Below are 17,917 nucleotides of genomic sequence, written 5' to 3' on the forward strand. Positions count from 1 at the left end.
ATAGTGCCCCATGCCACCGACAACTACGGGAATCCGGACAATCCCCCCGCGCCGCGTCGGGTCCGGTGGCGTTTCGGGACATCTTCGGCCAGCCGGTTTCGGATCTGTCGGTGGGAGCGTCTACGGTTGCGCGGCATGCGGATGCTGCATACGTCGGACTGGCACATAGGGCGCACGTTCCACGGCGTGGATCTGCTTGCCGACCAGGCACGTTCGCTGGAATCGATCGCCGAGATCGTGGCCGCCGAGGGTGTCGAGGCGGTGCTCCTGCCGGGCGACGTGTACGACCGATCGATTCCCAGTGCCGACGCGATCGCGGTGTGCAATCGGGGATTCGAGGCGATCCGGGCGGCCGGCGCGGTGATCGTGGCAACCTCCGGCAACCACGATTCGCCCACCCGCCTGGGCGCGCTGGGCAGCTTCGCCGCCGCGGGCGGGCTGCATCTGCGCACCACCGTCGCCGACGTCGAGCGGCCGGTGCTGCTCTCCGACGAGTTCGGTGAGATCGCCTGCTACGGCATCCCGTATCTGGAACCGGAGATCACCCGCGCCGAGCTGGAGGTGCCGCAGGCACGGTCGCACGCGGAGATCCTGGACGCGGCGATGGCGCGCATCCGCGCCGATGTCGAGCGACGCGGGCGTCCGCGGTCGGTGGTGCTGGCGCACGCCTTCGTCGTGGGCGGCGAGGCGACCGGTTCGGAGCGGACCATCTCGGTCGGCGGCGTCGAGACGGTGCCGATGGGCGCCTTCGACGGCATCGATTACGTGGCGCTGGGACACCTGCATTCGCCGCAGGCGCTGTCGGATTCGGTGCGTTACTCCGGTTCGCCGCTGCCGTACTCGTTCGCCGAGCGTTCGCATCGCAAGGCGGTGTGGATCGTCGACATGGACGCCGACGGGCTGAAAGACGTGGTACGGCGAGATCTTCCGCGGGTGCGCGGTCTCACCCACCTCACGGGCGCACTCGAGGAACTGCTCGACGACTCGGCGCACGCCGCGGCCGAGGACGACTACGTCTCGGCGACCCTGACCGACCATGCCCGTCCGGTCGACGCGCTGCGGCGGCTGCGCGGCCGATTCCGACACGCCGTGCACGTGGAATGGGTTCGCCCCGAAGGTAATCCGGAGTTGCGTTACCGTGAGCGGGTGCAGGGCCGACGCGACACCGACGTAGCGCGCAGCTTCCTCGCCGACGTCCGCGGCGAGCCGTCGCCGGGCGAGCTGCAGTGGATGGAGCGCGCCCTCGCCGCGGCCGTCGCCGAACGAGAGACCGAGGCCGTGGCAGCCGCCGCCGACGAGCTGACGGCATGAGGCTGCACCGGCTGAAGATGACGGCCTTCGGGCCCTTCGCCGAGACGGCGACAGTAGATTTCGACGAACTCGGCGCCGACGGACTGTTCCTGCTGCACGGGCAGACCGGCGCCGGAAAAACCACGGTGCTCGACGCGATCGCGTTCGCGCTCTACGGGCGGGTGCCGGGCGCGCGTGGGGAGAGCAAGCGGCTGCATTCCGATCACGCCGACCCGCAACTCCCGCCGCGGGTGATGTTGGAGGCCACGCTCGGCGGCCGCCGGCTGCGCCTGATCCGCTCCCCGGAATTCCAGCGCCCGAAGAAGCGCGGTACCGGATGGGCCACCGAACAGGCCGCCGCGACATTGGAATGGCTGGACGGGCGCGGCCATGCCAACCTCTCCCGCATACCGGATATCGGCGACGAGATACTCCGCCTGCTCGGCATGAGCGCCGACCAGTTCTTCCAGGTGGTGCTGCTACCGCAGGGCGATTTCGCGCGTTTCCTGCGCGCGGACAACGAGGATCGCGAGAAGCTGCTCGAAAAGCTCTTCGACACCGAACGTTTCGGCACCGCCGAGCAGTGGCTCGCGCAGCGCCGCCGCGAGAGCGGCGCCGATCTGGAGACGCAGCGCCAGCACATCGACAGGCTGATCGCACAGGTGGGCGGCGCCGCCGGACTCGGCGCCACCGAAACCGTCGCTCCGCTGGAGTCGGTCGACTGGTCGCAGCGACTCCTGACCACCGCCCGCACCGACCTCGCCACCGCGACCACGGAACTCCAACGCTGCCAGCAGGTTTCGGCCCGCGCCCAGACCGCGGCCGAGGAGCAGCGCCGCCTGCGCGACCTGCACCGCCGCCTGTCCGCCGCCCGCACCCAACTCGACGAGTACGCCGCGGCCGCCGACCACCGCGCCCAGCTCACCGCCGAACTGGACCGCGCCCGCCGCGCCGAACCGGTAGCCGCGGCCTTGACCGAGGCCCGCTCGGCGGCCGTGGCACTGCGCCGCCGCACCGACGAGGCCCGCGCCACGGCCGAACGCCTGGCGACCCGCCTACTCGACCCACCCAGCGCCGAACTCCCCGGAACCCCTTGGGCAGCAGCAGATCTCGCCACCGCCGAACTGGCAGACACAGCCCTGGCAACCGACCTGACCGAGCTGATCCCCACCCCGCCGCAGGCTCCCGAGTTCTGTAACGAAACCCCGGACTCGGATCGACCCGCGGGAGCAGCAGCCGCGTCGGCACAGGAAAAGTCCGAGCCGACCGGACATGTGCGGGCCGCAGCCAACTCGTCCGCGAAGACGTCGGGGGCCGAACACGTGCCAAGCGTGGGCGAGTCGGCTGAGGAGCTGTCAGGCTCGGCCGAAGACGTGCCGGCCGTAGGCGAGATGGTTGAGGAACTGTCGGGGTCGGCTGATCATGGCGCGGCAGCGGGCCAGTCCGGCAAACATATACTGCGCGTGGCCGATCCGATCGACCCCGATGAGATCCTGTCGCCTGCGGTTGACTCGGTGGACTCACCCGAAGTCGCGTTGTCCGTTGCCGACTCGCACGAGTCCGAGGAACTGGAGTTGTTCTCGATCGACAGCTTCCTCACTCCGAGTGCTAAAGGCCGGACTCGAAAGGCGGCCGAGTCCGCAGCTGAAAGGCAATCCGAGTCCGCTCCCGGGAAGCAGTCGGAGTCCGCTTCTGGGAAGCGGTCGGGGTCGGCGACCGGTAGGCGGCTCGAGTCCGTACCTGGACAGCGTTCCGAGTCCACTCCCGAGAATCGGCCCGAGTCGTCGCGTGCGGAGCGGTCCGGATCCCTGGCGGGTGACCGAATCGGAACTCCCGCCGGGGACAGTCGGAAGACGCCGGACGGCGAGCGGAACCATGGGCAGGTTCATGATGAGTGGTCCGAGGGGCAACTTCATGGCAGGGACGAGGCTCAGGTTCACGAGCGGTCCGTAGGGCAGGCTCATGAGCGGTTCGAGGGGCAGGCTCACGAGCGGTTCGAGGCGCAGGCACATGAGTGGTCTAAGGGACAAGCTCATGAGCGGGACGAGGCCCAGGTTCATGAGCGGTCCGAAGGTTCGGCCGGGGACAGGTCGTTGGTCGAGCGCTCCGGGGATTCGGCTGAGATGCGGTCTGCGGCCCCGTCCGGGGAAACGGCCGGTGGGATCGAGGCGGCTGTGCGGGGGTGGTCGGCGCAGATCGGGGCGCTGGACGAGGTCCGGGCGGATGCTGAGTCGGCAAAGTCGCTGGCGGCCGAATTGGCCGGGCTGCGTACCGAATACGCGAATTTGACCGGACGTGCCGAGAAGCTCGAATTGCGACGGGCTGAACTGCCCGAGTCCATCCGGACCGCCGAGGTGCGGTTGCGAGCGGCCGCCGATGCCATGGCCGGGCTGGCGGGGCTGGCAGCTGAATGCGAGCGGTTGCGGGCGGCCGCGACCGCCGCAGTGGATCTGGTGCGGTGCCGTGCCGAGGCCGCGCAGGCCCGCGAGGAGTACGAGACCGCCCGAACCGCGCACACCGATGCCCGTGAACACACGCTGGATGTGCGCGAGCGCCGCCTCGCGGGCATGGCCGCGGAGCTGGCGGGCGCGCTGGCGGACGGTACGCCGTGCGCGGTGTGCGGCGCCCCCGAGCATCCCGAACCGGCCCGGCCGACCGCCGCGGCCGCCACCCGGCGCGACGAGGAGCGGGCGGTCGCGGCCGAACGCGCCGCCGAGTCGACCCGCGATCGCGCACTGGCCCGCAGTACCGAGCTGGAGCGCCGGATCGAGGTGCTCGTGGAGCGTGGCGGCGACGGCGACAAGGCGGAGCTGGCCGCCGCCCTGACGGCCGCCACCGAAGGCTACGAGGCGGCGGGCCGCGCGGCTGCCCAGCACGACGATCTCACCGTGGAACTGGCCCGCCTGCGCACCGCCGAGACGCAGCTGCACGACGAACTGCGCGAACTCGAATCCCAGTGCAGCGCAGTGCAGGAACGCCTGCTGGCCGCCGACCGCCGCCTGGCCGAACTCACCGAACGCCTGCGGGAGGCGGCAGGCGCCGACGGTACGGTGGACCGCCGCCGAGCCCGGCTGGAGGCCTTGGTCCGCGACGCCACCGAACTGCGCGACGCACGTGTCGAAGTCGCCGCCGCTCGAGACCGGGTGACCGCGCTCTCCGCCCGCGTCGAGCAACTGGCACGCGCTGCGGGCCTGGTGCCGCGGTCGAAGAACGCTGCGGCCGAAGGTGTTTCGGACTCGGAGCGGTCCATTGCCAATACCCAGTCCGAAACAGGGCAGGTCGGAGGTGGTTCGGACTCGGAGCGGCCCAATGCCGCTACCCGTTCCGAGACATGGAACCATGACTTCGCCGTGCTGGCGTCCTACGCCAAAGTCGTGGACGCCGCCACCCGTACCGCCGAGCAGCAGTCGGAGATGGAGGCCGCGCTGGTCTCCGCCGACCGCGCCCGCGCGCACGCGGAGGCCGTGCTGGCGGAACCGGAGATCCGCGCCGCCGCCGACATCGAGTCCGCCGACCTCGACGAGCTGGAAACCGCTGTCGCACAAGCCCGCACCTGTCTGGACGCGGCGGTCGGCACCCACGCCGAGGCCACCCGCCGGGTGGCGCGGCTGGAGGAACTCGGCGGTCAGCTGTGGGCCGCGGTGGACCGCATCGCCCCCATGCAGCGGGCCCACGACGAGCTGGCCGGGCTGGCCGAGGTGGTGGCCGGTCGCGGCGAGAACAACCGCCGGATGTCGCTGCGCTCCTACGTCCTGGCCGCCCGCCTGGAGGAGGTGGCGCTGGCAGGCTCCGTGCGGTTGCGCCGAATGTCCGGCGGCCGTTACGAATTCGTGCACACCGACGCAGCCGGTCCGCGCGGCCGCCGGGGTGGTCTGGGCCTGGACGTCCGCGACGACTACACCGGCGCCATCCGTCCCGCCAAAACCCTCTCCGGCGGCGAAACCTTCATGGCCTCACTGGCATTGGCGCTCGGCCTGGCCGACGTGGTGGCCGCGGAATCCGGCGGCCTGGTGCTGGACACCCTGTTCATCGACGAGGGCTTCGGCAGCCTCGACGCCGACACCCTCGACTCGGTCATGGGCGTACTCGACGAACTCCGTTCCGGCGGCAGGGTAGTCGGCGTCGTCAGCCACGTAGACGAAATGCGCCAACGCATCCCCAGCCGCCTACACGTAATCCGCGAACCCACCGGCTCCCGCCTCCAAACCATCGTCGCCTGACCACCCGAGCGTCCGCGCCGTTCCGCGACCAGTGCAACCAGGAACAACCACGCGAAATCGTGGCCGTCGCCCCGGGCCTGACAGGGATTCGACGCAAGGATTCATGGTGGAATGGCGAAGGATTGCCGCTGCAACCGTTCTGACGGGACGCTAGGCTGCGTCGGCATGAGTGGGCACGACATCAGGTCGATCGGGGAACGGTTGTACGCGGCCTTGGACGCGCAGGACTGGATCGAAATCGGCGCGCTCATCGCTCCGGAGTTGGTCGTGCAGGTGGGTAGCGGACCGGCGATGGGGCAGGCGGAGTGGCGGCGCAATCAGGAAGCCTTCTACCGCGGCTTCCCGGACGGCCGTCACCTCATCGACGAGGCGCTGGTCGACGGCACCCGCTTCGTGTCCCGCTGCAGGTTCGTCGGTACGCACACCGGCCCCTTCGACGGCCACCCCCGACAGGCGTCTCCGTATCGGTCGGTGTCATCCACATCGACCACTTCGCCGACGGGTTGCTCATCCGACATTACGGCCAATTAGACATGCACGGCCTGCTTCGACAGCTGAAGACGACTTGTGTAAGAACCGCTTTCGCAACACGTCCAAACACCGTCCGCACGACACCTCCAGCAACGCACGCGAGGGCGTGCGTCAGGCCGCCCCAGACCCCTCATGGTCCAGTAGCCAGCGTTTGACCGGGAGCCCCCAGCGGAAGCCGCCGAGGGAGCCGTCCGTGCGCAGGACGCGATGGCAGGGGACGAAGAGGGCGGCGGCGTTGCGGGCGCAGGCGTTGGCGGCCGCGCGGATGGCCTCGGGGCGGCCGGACAGGTCGGCGAAAGCGGTGTAGGTCACCGGGTTTCCGGCGGGGACCTTGCGCAGCACCTCCCAGGCGTGCACGAGGAACGGGCCCGAGAGCTGCCGCACGGCGATGTCGTCGATCGCGAAAACGTCACCGGCGTGGAACTTTTCGACGGCTCGGGTGACCGCGCCGAGCGACGGTCGCTGCCGCAGCTCGGCGGGCCGCAGGCGCGGGTGGATCAGCACGCGCAGCTCCTCGGCGTCGCCGGTCCAGCCCGCGGCCAGGACGGCGCCGTCGGGATCGACCAGCGTGGTGAACGGCCCGACCGGCGTCGAGGTCGTCGCGTACTCGGCGGTTGTCATTGCCGCACACTCACTTTCGCGGAACCGTTGGTGGCGCGGGCGGGCACGGCGCGTTCGGCCAGCGCGCGCTTCCACAGATGCATGGACAGGTAGGACCGCCACGGCGCCCACCGGGCGGTGTCGGTGAGGTCGATGCCGAACAGCGCCGCGCCCTGCCGCACCACCAGATCGGTGTGCAGCAGGATGTCGGGGTCGGCGAGCAGCCGCATGGTGACGTAGTCGGCGGTCCACGGCCCCACCCCGTCCAGCGCGAGTAGATCGCGGCGCACGTCGCCGGCGGTGCGCCCGGCGTGCAGGGACAGTTCGCCGGAGGCCAGTGCGCGCGCGGCCGACAGGATCGACGCCGTGCGCCGCGCCGGACCGGTGAGCACCTCGGCGCCGCGCTCGGCGATGGTCTCCGCGGTCGGGAACAGCCGCGGCACCGGCCCGTTGACATTGTCGCCGAGCGCCTCGACCAGCCGCGCGGTGTGCGTGGCCGCGGCCGACACCGAGATCTGCTGCCCGATCATGGTGCGCAGCAACAGTTCCGGGCCGTCCAGGCAGCCCGGCACCCGGATGCCCGGGGTGATCGCCGGGCCGCGGAATCCGGCCGCGAGCGATTCGTCGATCCCGATCGGATCGGCGTCGAGGTCGAGCAGATGCCGCAGTCGCGCCACCGTCGGCGCCAGGTCCCGCATGTCGTGCAGCGCCAGCCCCGCGCGCACATGCCCCGCTTGGACGCTCAGTCGCACCGTCGCGTGCCCGTGGGGAGTGCGCAGGCTGCGTGTGTAGGTACCGTCCTCCCACAGCTCCAGCCCCGGCACCGCGTGCGACGACAGGAACCACTCCAACCAGGACCGATCGAGCGGTTCGCGATACGGCAGTCGCAGGGTGAGCATGCCGTTGGTGGCCGGCAGGGTATCGCCGCGCAGCCGCCGCGCCTCTTCCCGCAGTGTCGTGGGGCTGACCGCGAACACCTCGCGGACCGTGTCGTTGAACTGCCGGATGCTGGCGAAACCGGCGGCAAAAGCGATGTCGGACATCGGCATTCGGGTCGTCTGAATCAGCAGCCGGGCGGTGTGCGCGCGATGGGCGCGCGCCAGCGCCAGCGGCCCGGCGCCGAGTTCGGCGGTGAGCACCCGGGTCAGTTGCCGCTGCGAGTAGCCCAGCGCACCGGCGAGCGCCGGCACCCCGCCGCGTTCGATGGTGCCGTCGGCGATCAGCCGCATCGCGCGGGCGGCCAGGTCGGCGCGGGTGTTCCACAGCGGCGACCCGGGCGCGGCGTCGGGCAGGCAGCGACGGCAGGCCCGGAACCCGGATTGCTGCGCGGCCGCGGCCGTCGGTAGGAAGGTGACGTTGGTGCGCTTCGGAGTGATAGCAGGACACGATGGGCGGCAATAGATTCCGGTCGTCCGCACCGCGGTGACGAAGTGACCGTCGAATCGCACATCGCGGGTCGCTACGGCACGATAACAGCGCTCGAAGTCCAGACCGTTCGCACTCACGCCGTCCACCATGTCAGTCCGAGCCGATCCGCGCTAGCGGAAATCTGCCACCTTCCCCTACGGCTCGAATGTTGCATAGCGATGCACTATGGCTATTACCGTGGTTGCCGGAGATGAGCTGATTGCCCGGTACTCGTTTCCGCAGCTCAGCAACACCTGGTGCCCGGATTGCGGGCCGCCGCGTCGTGCCGGTCCCGCCAGTACTCCCGCTCGCTCGGAATCGGCCGATCGGGGTGGTTGCGCCGCAGATGCTCGACGTACCGCGCGTAGTCCTGGCCACCGAGAATCGAGTTCATGTACCAGACGACGGCGCGCGCGCCACGTAGGACGGCCCACCCGGGACCGCTCCGCGTGGCGCGCGGTGTGTCGATACCCGGCTCGGTCACTCCGGCGCCACGGCGGAGGCGGCTCCGGGTTCGTCGGTCCTGCCCGTCTTCGCCTGTTCTTCCCATTTCCGCTGCACCTCCTTCTCGGCCTTCGAGGCGAGAAATCCGCTGGGCCCGAAGATCTTCGACGGCGACTCCGGCGATTCGGTGGTCGGCCCGCCGCCCTTGCGCAGCGCCTGCACGCAGACGATCAGACCCACCGCCGCCACGATCAGCACCAGCACCGCGAAGACGATCGACAGCGTGCCCTGGATGAAGGTGTTGCGCACCACCTTGTCCATGTCCGCCATGGTCTTCGCGGGCGCCACGATCTTGCCGGCCTGTTGCGCGTCGCTGTAGATGCTGTGCTGCTTCCAGTATCCGATGTTCTTGTCGGCGGAGAAAATCTTCTGCCAGGAGGCCGTCATGGTGACGATGAGATCCCAGATCAGCGGCAGCGCGGGAATCCAGGCCCACTTGACCAGGCCCTTCTTCACCACGATGACGAGCACGACGGTCAGCGCCACCGCGGCCAGCAGCTGGTTGGCGATACCGAACAGCGGATACAGCGTGTAGATGCCGCCCAGCGGATCGGTGACGCCCATCAGCAGCACCGAACCCCACGCCGCAACCACGACGAACGAGCACAGGAAAACACCCGGCCACCAGGACGGATTCTTGAACTTGGCGGCCGGGCCGCCGAAGTTGCCGAGGGTGTCCGACAGCATGAACCGCGCGACACGGGTACCGGCGTCGATCGTGGTGAGAATGAACAGCGCCTCGAACATGATCGCGAAGTGGTACCAGAACGATTTGAGCCCGGTGCCGCCGATGAACTTGTGCATCACCTCGGCCATGCCGACGGCCAGCGTCGGCGCGCCGCCGGTGCGCGAGACGATGCTCTCCTCGCCGACATCCTTTGCGGCCTGGTTCAATTCGGCCGCGGTCATCGGATCGCCGCCGAGGCCCAGGCTGTTGGTGTAGGTCGCCGCCTTCTCCGCGGTGCCCCCGGTCGCGCCCGCGCCCGCGTTCATGGCGAAGTACAGATGCTGGTCGAGGATGCTGGCGGCGATGAGCGCCATCACCGCGACGAACGACTCCATCAGCATGCCGCCGTAGCCGATCATCCGCGCCTGCGACTGCTTCTCCAGCAACTTCGGCGTGGTGCCCGAGGCCACCAGCGCGTGGAATCCGGACAGCGCGCCGCAGGCGATGGTGATGAACAGGAACGGGAACAGGCTGCCGGCGAACGACGGACCGCTGCTGTTACTCGCGAACTGTGAGATGGCCGGAGCCTTCAGCACCGGCATGGTGACCACCACGCCGACCGCGAGCAGCACGATGGTGCCGACCTTCATGAACGTCGACAGATAGTCGCGCGGGGCCAGCAGCAGCCAGACCGGCAGCACCGAGGCGATGAAGCCGTAGACGATCAGCAGCCAGGCGATGGTGGTGCCGGACAGCGTGAACAGGTCGCGGCCCCAACCGGATTCGGAGACCCAGCGGCCCGAGATGATGGCCAGCAGCAACAGCGCGAAGCCGACGATCGAGATTTCGCCGACCTTCCCCGGCCGCACATAGCGCAGGTACAGGCCCATCAGCAGAGCGATCGGGATGGTCATCGAGATGGAGAACACGCCCCACGGGCTCCCGCCGTGCAGCTGCCCGTCCGCGCCCTTGGTGGCGGCCAGCGCGTTCACCACGACGATGCCGAGCACGGCCAGCAGGATCACCATGATGACCAGCACCGCGATCAGCGCCGCCGCGCCGCCGACCACGCCGAGTTCGTCGCGGGCCATCTGGCCGAGACTGCGCCCGCGGCGTTTGGTCGACGCCCACAGCACCAGGTAGTCCTGCACCGCCCCGGCCAGCACCACGCCGACCACGATCCACAGCACGCCCGGCAGGTAGCCCATCTGCGCGGCGAGCACGGGGCCGACCAGCGGGCCCGCGCCAGCGATGGCGGCGAAGTGGTGACCGAACAGGACCCGCCGGTCCATCGGCATGTAGTCCTTGCCGTTCTCCATCTCCTCGGCGGGAGTGGCGACGCGGTCGTCGGGCTTGGTGATCTTCCATTCGATCAGCCGCGCGTAGAACTGGTAGGCGATGATGTAGGTGCAGACCGCGGCGACCACGATCCACACCGCGTTCACGTTCTCCCCGCGGGCGATGCCGAGCACGGCCCACGCCGCCGCGCCGAGGACGGCGATGGCGAGGAAGATCCCCTTCTTGGCGGGCGTGATCGGGGAACGGTCCACGACTCCCACGGGAGGTAGGTCGGGGTCTGTTCGGAGGGCTTCGATGGTCGCCATGCGAGCTACTCTCCCGTGCGTCAATGCTGGTCATGCGGAAACGGACACAACGTAGCCGAACCCGGGCGCGTTCGAGTTCGACTTAAGAAAGTCCGAACATATCGATCGGTACGTTCCTGTATCCGACTGTATGTTGTCACGCCGATCTCACATACTGCACGGTCGCTTCCGCTACTCGAGATGCGCGGCTACGCGGGTTACGCGCGTGTCATCCCGACCGCGCGGCGGTGACCTTCTTCGTCCAGGCGCACCTCATCGCGCAGTCCGGACTCGGCGGGCGATGAGGGCTCATTTTCGATTCGCGGGCGGGGCGCCCGCCGCCTCGGCCTGCAGCGTCGCCCGGTGCGCGAGGGCGAGATGTTCGCGGGTCTTCACGGTGTCGGGATGGTCCGGGCCGAGGACCCGCTCGCGATCGGCGAGGGTGCGGGTGAACTCGTCGACCGCGTCGGCGTAGCGGTCCGCCTCGAAGTACGAGCAGGCCAGGTTGCTACGGGCGAGGATGGTGAGCGGATGCCCGTCGCCCAGCAGCCGCTGCCGGTCGGTGAGCACGCGGAGATAGAGCTCGATGGATTCGTCGCGCCGACCCAGCCGCTCGTAGGCGAGCGCCAGATTGCCGCGGGCGCGCAGCGTCGCCGGATGGTCCGTGCCCAGCGCCCGCTCCGCGGTGTCGACCGCCTGCTCGGAGAGTTCGGCGGCCTCGGCGACCCGCCCGGCCTCCAGATGATCGTCGGCTACCGCCGCCAGCGAGTCGATCGTCTCCGGATGGTCGGCGCCGAGCGTGCGCTCGCGGACGGCGAGGCTGTGCTGGTTCAGCTCGGCGGCCTCCTCGACGCGGCCCGCCTCGCGCATCGCGAGGGCCAGGCTGTCGTAGGTGGCGAGGGTGTCCGGGTCCTCCGCGCCGAGCACGCGTTCGGAGTCGGCGAGGGTGCGCTTGTAGAGGGCGATCGCCTCCGGCAGCCGGTCCGCCTGGCGGTAGGCCATGGCCAGATTGTGCCGGGCCGCAAGGGTATTGCGATGTTCGTACCCGAAGACCCGCTCACTGTCGGTGAGTGTGCGCTCGTACAGGTCGATCGCCTCGCGCAGGCGGCCGACGCGGCGGTATCCGCGGGCCAGCTTGGTGCGGAAGTTGAGCGTGTCGACGTCGTCGGAGCCCAGCACGCTCTCGCCGTCGGCGAGCACCCGCTCATAGAGGTCGTTGGACTCGGTCACCCGGCCCGCGTCGTAGTAGGCGCGGGCGAGATCGCCCGCGGCGACCAGAGTGTCGCGGTGCGACGGCCCGTGTGCCCGTTCCCGGTCGGCGACGATGCGCTCGTGCAGAGCGATGAGTCCGGCGTGCCGCCCGATGACCGTCTCCGCGGCCGACGCGTCGCCTGCGGCCTGATGCTCGATGGTAGAAGCGGGTTCGTCCGATGCCGCATCGGTGCTGGAGGTGTTGTCGGATGCCGTACCTGTGTTGGAGGTCGCGTCGGATGCCGTACCCGTGTTGGAGGTCGCGTCGGATGCCGTACCCGTGCTGGCGGTCGCGTCGAATGCCGTACCCGCGCTGGACGTCGCATCGGATGCCGCACTCGTGCTGGGGGTTTCGTTGTCGGCGGGGGTTGCCGGGGCGGTGCTGATGGCGTGCGGGATGGGCTCGGTCGGTGCCTCCTCGGTGACCGGCTTCGGCTCCGCGGCAGCGGGTTGCCCAGGCGCGTCGGCCGCCACTGCTGCCCCTGTCGCCGGGGACAGCGTGAGTTTCACTGTGTGCGTGGTGGTTCCGCCCGGCAGCAGGGTGTTTGCTCCGACCACCCAGAAGCGCGGTTCGCGGTTGTCGGCGTCGGTATCGATCAACAGTTGACACGTCAGGTCGATGGTAGTGGGCTCGAAATCGATGGCCTCGAACGGACGTATCGCTGCCAGCTGGGTCGACAGTGCGGCAACGACGTCGGTGAGCGGCAGTGCTCCGACGAGCCCTTTTCCGCTGTCCGGCATGGTGATTCCCCTCGGGAGCGCGTATGAACCACCGCCGCGAGGCGGCTCCTCCGATCGTACGGTTCCCCGCCGGCACTTCCACACGGTAGTGGTGAGCGTGGCACCGGAGGGGCAGTATACGGGCAGCGCGCCGTGAAACATCTTGCCCCGCAGGGCCATGCGCAGTTGCCCGGCCCCGGGAAAGCCGTCGGTATCGAGAAGCCGGGCAATCACCTGCGGTCGGGATCAGACCTCCAGGCTCTCCTCGATGTTCTTGAGCCGATGCCGGGCCATCGCGAGATTCGCTCGCCCCCGGTCCAGCGCGAGATAGAGGAACAGGCCCTTGGATTTACGGCCGGTCATCGGCCGGATGATGTGGTACTGGCCGGACAGCGAGATGAGGATGTCCTCGATCTCCTCGTTGAGTTCGAGCTGCTCGATGGTGCGCATCTTGGCGCGGACCACCTCGGTGTTGCCGGCCGCGGCGACCTGCAGGTCCAGGCTCTTGGAGCTGCCCAGCATGCCGAGCGGCATACCGCTGTTGTAGTCGACGACCGCGGCGCCGACCGCACCGTCGATCACCATCATGTCCTTCAGCGCGAGATCCAGATTGGACACGTTCGTTCCTTTCACTCGGTGTTGAACGCCTCGTGGTTGCCGAGGTCGTTCGTTGTCGCCGCCAGATGGTCGGCGATCGCGCGGGCGACCGGCCGCGACTCCAGATGGAGACGGCCGACGTTCACCTCCGGGCCCGCGAGCACTGTCAACGCCGTCCAGCTCGCCGCGTAGATCACCACGTATCCGCTGGTGCCGTGCAGCACGACCTCGCGGAAACCGCCACCGTGCGCGGTGGTGACCATCCGATAGGACAGCGCCAGTTGTGAGGCCGACAGCGCGGCCATCCCGCTCGGCTCGATCTCCGCGGGCAACGCGTGTGCGATCAGCAGTCCGTCGCCCGAGGCCACCAGCGCGCCGGTCAGCCGGGGGACGCGGTCGCACAGCCCTTTCAATTCGGTTTGCACCAGCGCGTTCGGCTCGGGTCCGGACATCCCCGCCTTGGTCATCCCCACCTTGGTCAACCTTCCAATCACATTGCCGAGCAGTCTTTTCCGCACGGTCACGCAAGCTCCTCCAACGCCGCCCGTAGCCGGACGAGTACGTCTCGGTCGACCGGCTGCCAGCGGTCCCGGGCGGCGACCGTGGCGTTGGACGGCACGCGGCGCCGCAGCGGCGGTGCGTGCCGGGGCGGATCCTGGCGCAGCGGTTCGGGCGCCGGTTCGGCGACCATGACCGGTGGCTCGACCAGTCCGGCCGCGGTCAGCTCGCGCACCGCCGTCAGGCATCCGAAGGTGGTGCGGCCGAGGTCGCGGGCGATCGCGCAGACGTGCCGCCGGGTGTCCGCGGCGGCCAGCACCTCGATCTGCCCGGCGGTCAGCACGACCCGCCGTCGGCGGACGTGGCGGACCGGAACCACGGGGTAGCTGTCGACCCACCCGGCCGGCCACGGGCCGATATCCGGATCACCGCGGCGCTCCACCTCGTGCACCAGCGCCCCCGGCGTGATGCGACAGACCGGGGCGAGCCAATGTGGCGGCGCCGGACGGAATTTGGCGACGGTCGGCGCCGCCAGCAGGAAGTAGGCGGCGTCGAACACCGACAGCAGGGCCAGCACCTCCAACCGCGGAAGCTTCAGCAGCCGTGCGGGATCACCGGATTCGGCGGCGTGCCAGTCCGCTGCGGTGGCGCCCGACTCCGCCAGCAGCCGGTCCAGGCCGGTCGTGCGCCGGCAGGCGGCGTACGTCACGCAGCCCTCGGTGAGATGGAACGCGTCGTCGCCGACTCGCAGCACCCCGGTTCGCTTCTCCTTCTCCAATTGCCGTAGTACGACTGCGAGTTCAACACTCATGCCCGGTGAGTTCCGCGAGAATGCCGCGCAGCCGGAAGCGCGCCATGGCCAGGTTCCCGGTCTCGTCGTCGAACCGGACGTGTACGAACAGCCGTCCCTCGAAGTCACCCTCTACCAAATTCAGCAGGTGATACCCGCGCGGGCCGCAGACGACGAGTTCGGTGATGTCGTCGTCGTGGCCGTCGGCCAGTGCCGGGCATTCGAGTACGGCGCGCACCACGTCGGTGGTGGCCGCGGCGTTCTCGTGCTCGTCCAGTCGGCCGTGCCGGCCGGCCGCGGCGATCGCCAGGCCGCTCGCGCCGTCCACCAGCGTCACGCCTATGGCGCCAGGAATGCCGATGATTTTTTCCAGGCAGCCCTCAATACCGATCAACGTGCCACCGATTGTCAGATTGGATTCAGGAATCTCGACGCTACACAGCGTCGCTGTGGGTTGTACAGAAGAATCGTGGAAAATATTTAGCAAATCAGAAGTCGATAATGGTACCTATCGGTATTCATTGCTGTGTGGAGTTCTTGTGCAGTCGGTGGAGTGTCGGAGTGTGATGTCCGTGCGGAAGATTGTTTCAATTCTGACGGTGTAATAGATTCGTGGCGGTCGGTTGTTTTACGGCGTGTCGAATCGCCGTGTGGTCGCCCGGTCGGTTGGTCGATGTGTGCGGTCGTGGCGGGCGCTGTCGGGTTCTCCGCGTAACGGACCGGTTGGCTCGGCTTTGTCTGCAACGTGGCAGGTTAAGCGCACTTGACTCGCAAAGTCGCAGGTACGGGCGCACGCCGGATAGCGTTGGGACCGCTCATCAGGGCCGGATGCGGGTGCTCGGCGCGCGATTCGAGCGAAGGCTGCGGGAATTTTGCGCATGAGGTTGCTCTAAATGTTTCGGACTGTCAGGATGTGGGTGTGCGCCGACCGGGTTGGACGGGTCGTCGTAGCTCAGTGGGAATTCGAAAGACAATCGACTATTCCAGGAACACTATTGCCATCCCTATGTGAAATCCGGCGACTATTACCCTGCTCCGGTTGCCTCCCGGCAAATCGCTGAAACTCAACCGGAGAAGATCTCAGCAGTCACGACCACGCCGGATGAACGGTCCGGCGGGTCGTGATTCTGCTGCCATGGGATTTCCGACTGCTTCTCCCTCCGTGGAGTTCGAATCATGACGACCGGTTCTTTCGCCGCGCCGGCCCGGCTGCCTGCCCACGGCCGGCGGGCGGCCCAGGAGGTGGCTCGCGAATTGACGACGGCGTTCGCGGCCGCACGCACCGGGGACCTGCACGTCTCCGGCGATCCGGGCGGCCGGCTGCGAGTCGTTCGCGGGTGTGTCGTCGCGGTCGGCACCGCGGGCGCTCCCGGAATCTCCGAGTTGCTGGCGCGCCCCGGCCGGAAGGCGCCGGGGGAGGCCGAGCGTCGGGCGCTCGAGGTGGTCGCGGCGCTGGACGGCGCGTTCGCGATCGCCTCGGGCTGGATCGACGGCTGCTACTGGACCTCCGAGATCGACCTGTCTCCGTCGCCGGCCGGTGCTGTCACGACGCGGCAGCTCGCCGGTATCGAGGCGGACAAGTTGGCTGTGGAGACCGAGCGCAGGCTGCGGGCCCTGGCCGGCAGCCGGGTGTCGCCGCATCGAAACCGCTTGGCGCGCACCGAACGTGGCGACACACTGCTCCGTGACTGCCCCGCCGGGCAGCGGCGGGAGGTGCTGCTCCGAGTGGACGGGCGGCACCGTTGTCGTGACATCGCGTTCGCGCTGGGTCGCGGCCTCTACCCGGTCACCGTCGAGGTCTCCCGGTTGCTGGCGGAGCGGGCGCTGACGGTGCCGCGCGACGCGGGCGGTCCTGCCGCCGTGCGGCCGGTACCGAGCGACCTGCCCCGAATCACGCTGCCGCGCCGGCGGCGCGGCGCGAGCGGCATCAATGAGCTGTATCCGCCTGGCGCCCAGAGACTTCCGGCCCTGGCCGGAAGCGAACGTCAACCAGAAGACCGCCGCAACGGCGGACGGCAGAGAGGATGCGATGAACGCACCGAGTAACAACAGTCCCGGCAGCATGACCGACCGAATCGGCGCGCTGGTCAAGACGCTGGGAGCCGAGGTGCCGGAGTGCATAGCGTCCGGCGCGATCGATATGTCCACCGGCATGCTCCTGGCGGTGCAGACCGTGGACAACCATCCCGCCGAGGTGCTCGATTTGCTGGCGGCGGCGACGCTGGAGCTGTTCCAGGGGCGCAATGTCGTGATGATCGAGGAGATCTGGAAGGAGCGCCGGGGAGTTCGCAGCGATGCGCACTACTTCCAGGAGATCCTGGTCAACAGTGACAATCTCGCGCACCTGTTCGTCCGCGTCGAGGGCCGTGACGACGTCGTGGTGGTGGTCGTCTGCCGCAAGTCCGCCAACGTGGGAATGCTGATGGCCCAGGCCAGAAGGGTCGTGCGGGACGTCGGGCGATTGTGAGGAGCGGAGTGCGGGTGGTCTCGCGGCCGCCCGCATCCGCGTACTCAGCCGACGCCGGTCCCGATCGGCGCGACGATCACCGACTTGGTGACCTGGCTGGTGGCGATCACCGTCGAGGGCGAATCTTCCAGTGCCGCAGTGGCGGTCACGAAGGCGACGGCGCGGCCGCGCTTCACCAGTTCGCCGTAGACGAGCACCCACACGTCGCGGGGCGCCGCCCGGACGAACTGGGTGGAGATGGCATGGGTCACGGCATGCTCACCGGGCCCGAGCGTCGGTGCCACCGCCAGATATCCGGCGAGTTCGATGATGGCGTTGAGCGCACCGGCGTGCAGGGTGCCCGCGGGAGTCACCGCCAGGCCGCGCACCGGAAACCGCACGCCCGCAGTCGGATCCTCGGCATCGATCAGCTCGGCGCCGAGCGCGTGTTGCAGGCCGACCAGCAGCGCGGCGTCCGCCCGCGCCCGCAGCTCACCGTCATCGACGACGTCGGAAGACACGGCCGCAGCCTAACGCGAACCTCGGGTCCGTGAGTGTGAACATTTCGGGAAGAAGGTGCGAGCGTTGGGAGAACGGGCTCGCCTGCTCGGCACGTTGCCTCGCGCGGAGGTACTTGCGGGTTGCCGAGTAGACGGCGGCGGGTGATCAGGTCACGCCCGCTCCACCGCCGGCGCAGGGATCCCTTTGGCCGCAAAGTTGTCGGACGCCGCGGATATTGTCGGCGCAAGGCATCTCGACCGGTGCCGTCCGCGGCAGGCGAATTCGCCGGTTCGCGGCGGGAATGCGCGGGCG

15 protein-coding genes are annotated in these 17,917 nt (G+C 69.1%); 5 read left to right on the forward strand and 10 right to left on the reverse strand.

The window, feature by feature from the left end; translation table 11 throughout:
* The first annotated feature begins 135 nt into the window (after nt 1-135).
* From QH470_RS13435 to QH470_RS13445, 3 genes are all read left to right on the forward strand, one after another.
* Nucleotides 136-1,311 (forward strand): exonuclease SbcCD subunit D, encoded by a 1,176-nt coding sequence (locus QH470_RS13435; protein WP_280272667.1) that lies wholly within the window; start codon nt 136-138, stop codon nt 1,309-1,311.
* Nucleotides 1,308-5,510 (forward strand): AAA family ATPase, encoded by a 4,203-nt coding sequence (locus tag QH470_RS13440; RefSeq protein ID WP_280272668.1) that lies wholly within the window; start codon nt 1,308-1,310, stop codon nt 5,508-5,510. Before QH470_RS13435 ends, QH470_RS13440 begins: the two co-directional genes overlap by 4 nt.
* 165 nt (nt 5,511-5,675) lie before the next feature.
* Nucleotides 5,676-6,041 (forward strand): ester cyclase, encoded by a 366-nt coding sequence (locus QH470_RS13445; RefSeq protein WP_280272669.1) that lies wholly within the window; start codon nt 5,676-5,678, stop codon nt 6,039-6,041.
* 111 nt (nt 6,042-6,152) lie between these two features.
* On the opposite strand, the gene QH470_RS13450 is transcribed toward QH470_RS13445, so the two are convergent.
* From QH470_RS13450 to QH470_RS13490, 9 genes are all read right to left on the reverse strand, one after another.
* The gene (locus tag QH470_RS13450; protein ID WP_280272670.1) at nt 6,153-6,662 is read right to left on the reverse strand and encodes a methylated-DNA--[protein]-cysteine S-methyltransferase; all 510 of its coding nucleotides are present in this window, start codon (nt 6,660-6,662) and stop codon (nt 6,153-6,155) included.
* Nucleotides 6,659-8,158, reverse strand: a complete 1,500-nt coding sequence (locus QH470_RS13455) for a DNA-3-methyladenine glycosylase 2 family protein (RefSeq protein ID WP_280272671.1) — start codon at nt 8,156-8,158, stop codon at nt 6,659-6,661. The genes QH470_RS13450 and QH470_RS13455 overlap by 4 nt, the downstream gene beginning before the upstream one ends.
* Before the next feature lie 134 nt (nt 8,159-8,292).
* Nucleotides 8,293-8,532 (reverse strand): YbdD/YjiX family protein, encoded by a 240-nt coding sequence (locus QH470_RS13460; RefSeq protein WP_280272672.1) that lies wholly within the window; start codon nt 8,530-8,532, stop codon nt 8,293-8,295.
* Entirely contained in the window at nt 8,529-10,823 is a 2,295-nt protein-coding gene (locus QH470_RS13465; RefSeq protein WP_280272673.1) for a carbon starvation CstA family protein, read from the reverse strand. Before QH470_RS13465 ends, QH470_RS13460 begins: the two co-directional genes overlap by 4 nt.
* Nucleotides 10,824-11,111: 288 nt before the next feature.
* Nucleotides 11,112-12,794 (reverse strand): tetratricopeptide repeat protein, encoded by a 1,683-nt coding sequence (locus QH470_RS13470; protein ID WP_280272674.1) that lies wholly within the window; start codon nt 12,792-12,794, stop codon nt 11,112-11,114.
* Between the two features lie 225 nt (nt 12,795-13,019).
* Nucleotides 13,020-13,391 (reverse strand): hypothetical protein, encoded by a 372-nt coding sequence (locus QH470_RS13475; RefSeq protein ID WP_280272675.1) that lies wholly within the window; start codon nt 13,389-13,391, stop codon nt 13,020-13,022.
* A gap of 11 nt (nt 13,392-13,402) precedes the next feature.
* Complete coding sequence (locus tag QH470_RS13480) at nt 13,403-13,894, reverse strand: roadblock/LC7 domain-containing protein (RefSeq protein ID WP_280272676.1); 492 nt, start codon at nt 13,892-13,894, stop codon at nt 13,403-13,405.
* Nucleotides 13,891-14,679, reverse strand: coding sequence for a hypothetical protein (locus QH470_RS13485; RefSeq protein ID WP_280272677.1), 789 nt, complete (start codon nt 14,677-14,679; stop codon nt 13,891-13,893). Before QH470_RS13485 ends, QH470_RS13480 begins: the two co-directional genes overlap by 4 nt.
* Nucleotides 14,669-15,052 (reverse strand): hypothetical protein, encoded by a 384-nt coding sequence (locus QH470_RS13490; RefSeq protein ID WP_280272678.1) that lies wholly within the window; start codon nt 15,050-15,052, stop codon nt 14,669-14,671. The genes QH470_RS13485 and QH470_RS13490 overlap by 11 nt, the downstream gene beginning before the upstream one ends.
* Before the next feature lie 782 nt (nt 15,053-15,834).
* On the opposite strand from QH470_RS13490, the gene QH470_RS13495 reads away from it, so the two are divergent.
* Together QH470_RS13495 and QH470_RS13500 are read left to right on the forward strand one after the other, a co-directional pair.
* Nucleotides 15,835-16,704, forward strand: a complete 870-nt coding sequence (locus QH470_RS13495) for a hypothetical protein (RefSeq protein ID WP_280272679.1) — start codon at nt 15,835-15,837, stop codon at nt 16,702-16,704.
* Nucleotides 16,688-17,125, forward strand: a complete 438-nt coding sequence (locus QH470_RS13500; RefSeq protein ID WP_280272680.1) for a hypothetical protein — start codon at nt 16,688-16,690, stop codon at nt 17,123-17,125. Before QH470_RS13495 ends, QH470_RS13500 begins: the two co-directional genes overlap by 17 nt.
* Nucleotides 17,126-17,169: 44 nt before the next feature.
* Here the strand turns inward: QH470_RS13500 and QH470_RS13505 are convergent, their stop codons facing one another.
* Nucleotides 17,170-17,625 (reverse strand): PaaI family thioesterase, encoded by a 456-nt coding sequence (locus tag QH470_RS13505; RefSeq protein ID WP_280272681.1) that lies wholly within the window; start codon nt 17,623-17,625, stop codon nt 17,170-17,172.
* Nucleotides 17,626-17,917 lie beyond the last annotated feature (292 nt).

Origin of the sequence: Nocardia wallacei, from assembly GCF_029868745.1 — a bacterium.
GTDB classification, from domain to species: Bacteria; Actinomycetota; Actinomycetes; order Mycobacteriales; family Mycobacteriaceae; genus Nocardia; species Nocardia wallacei_B.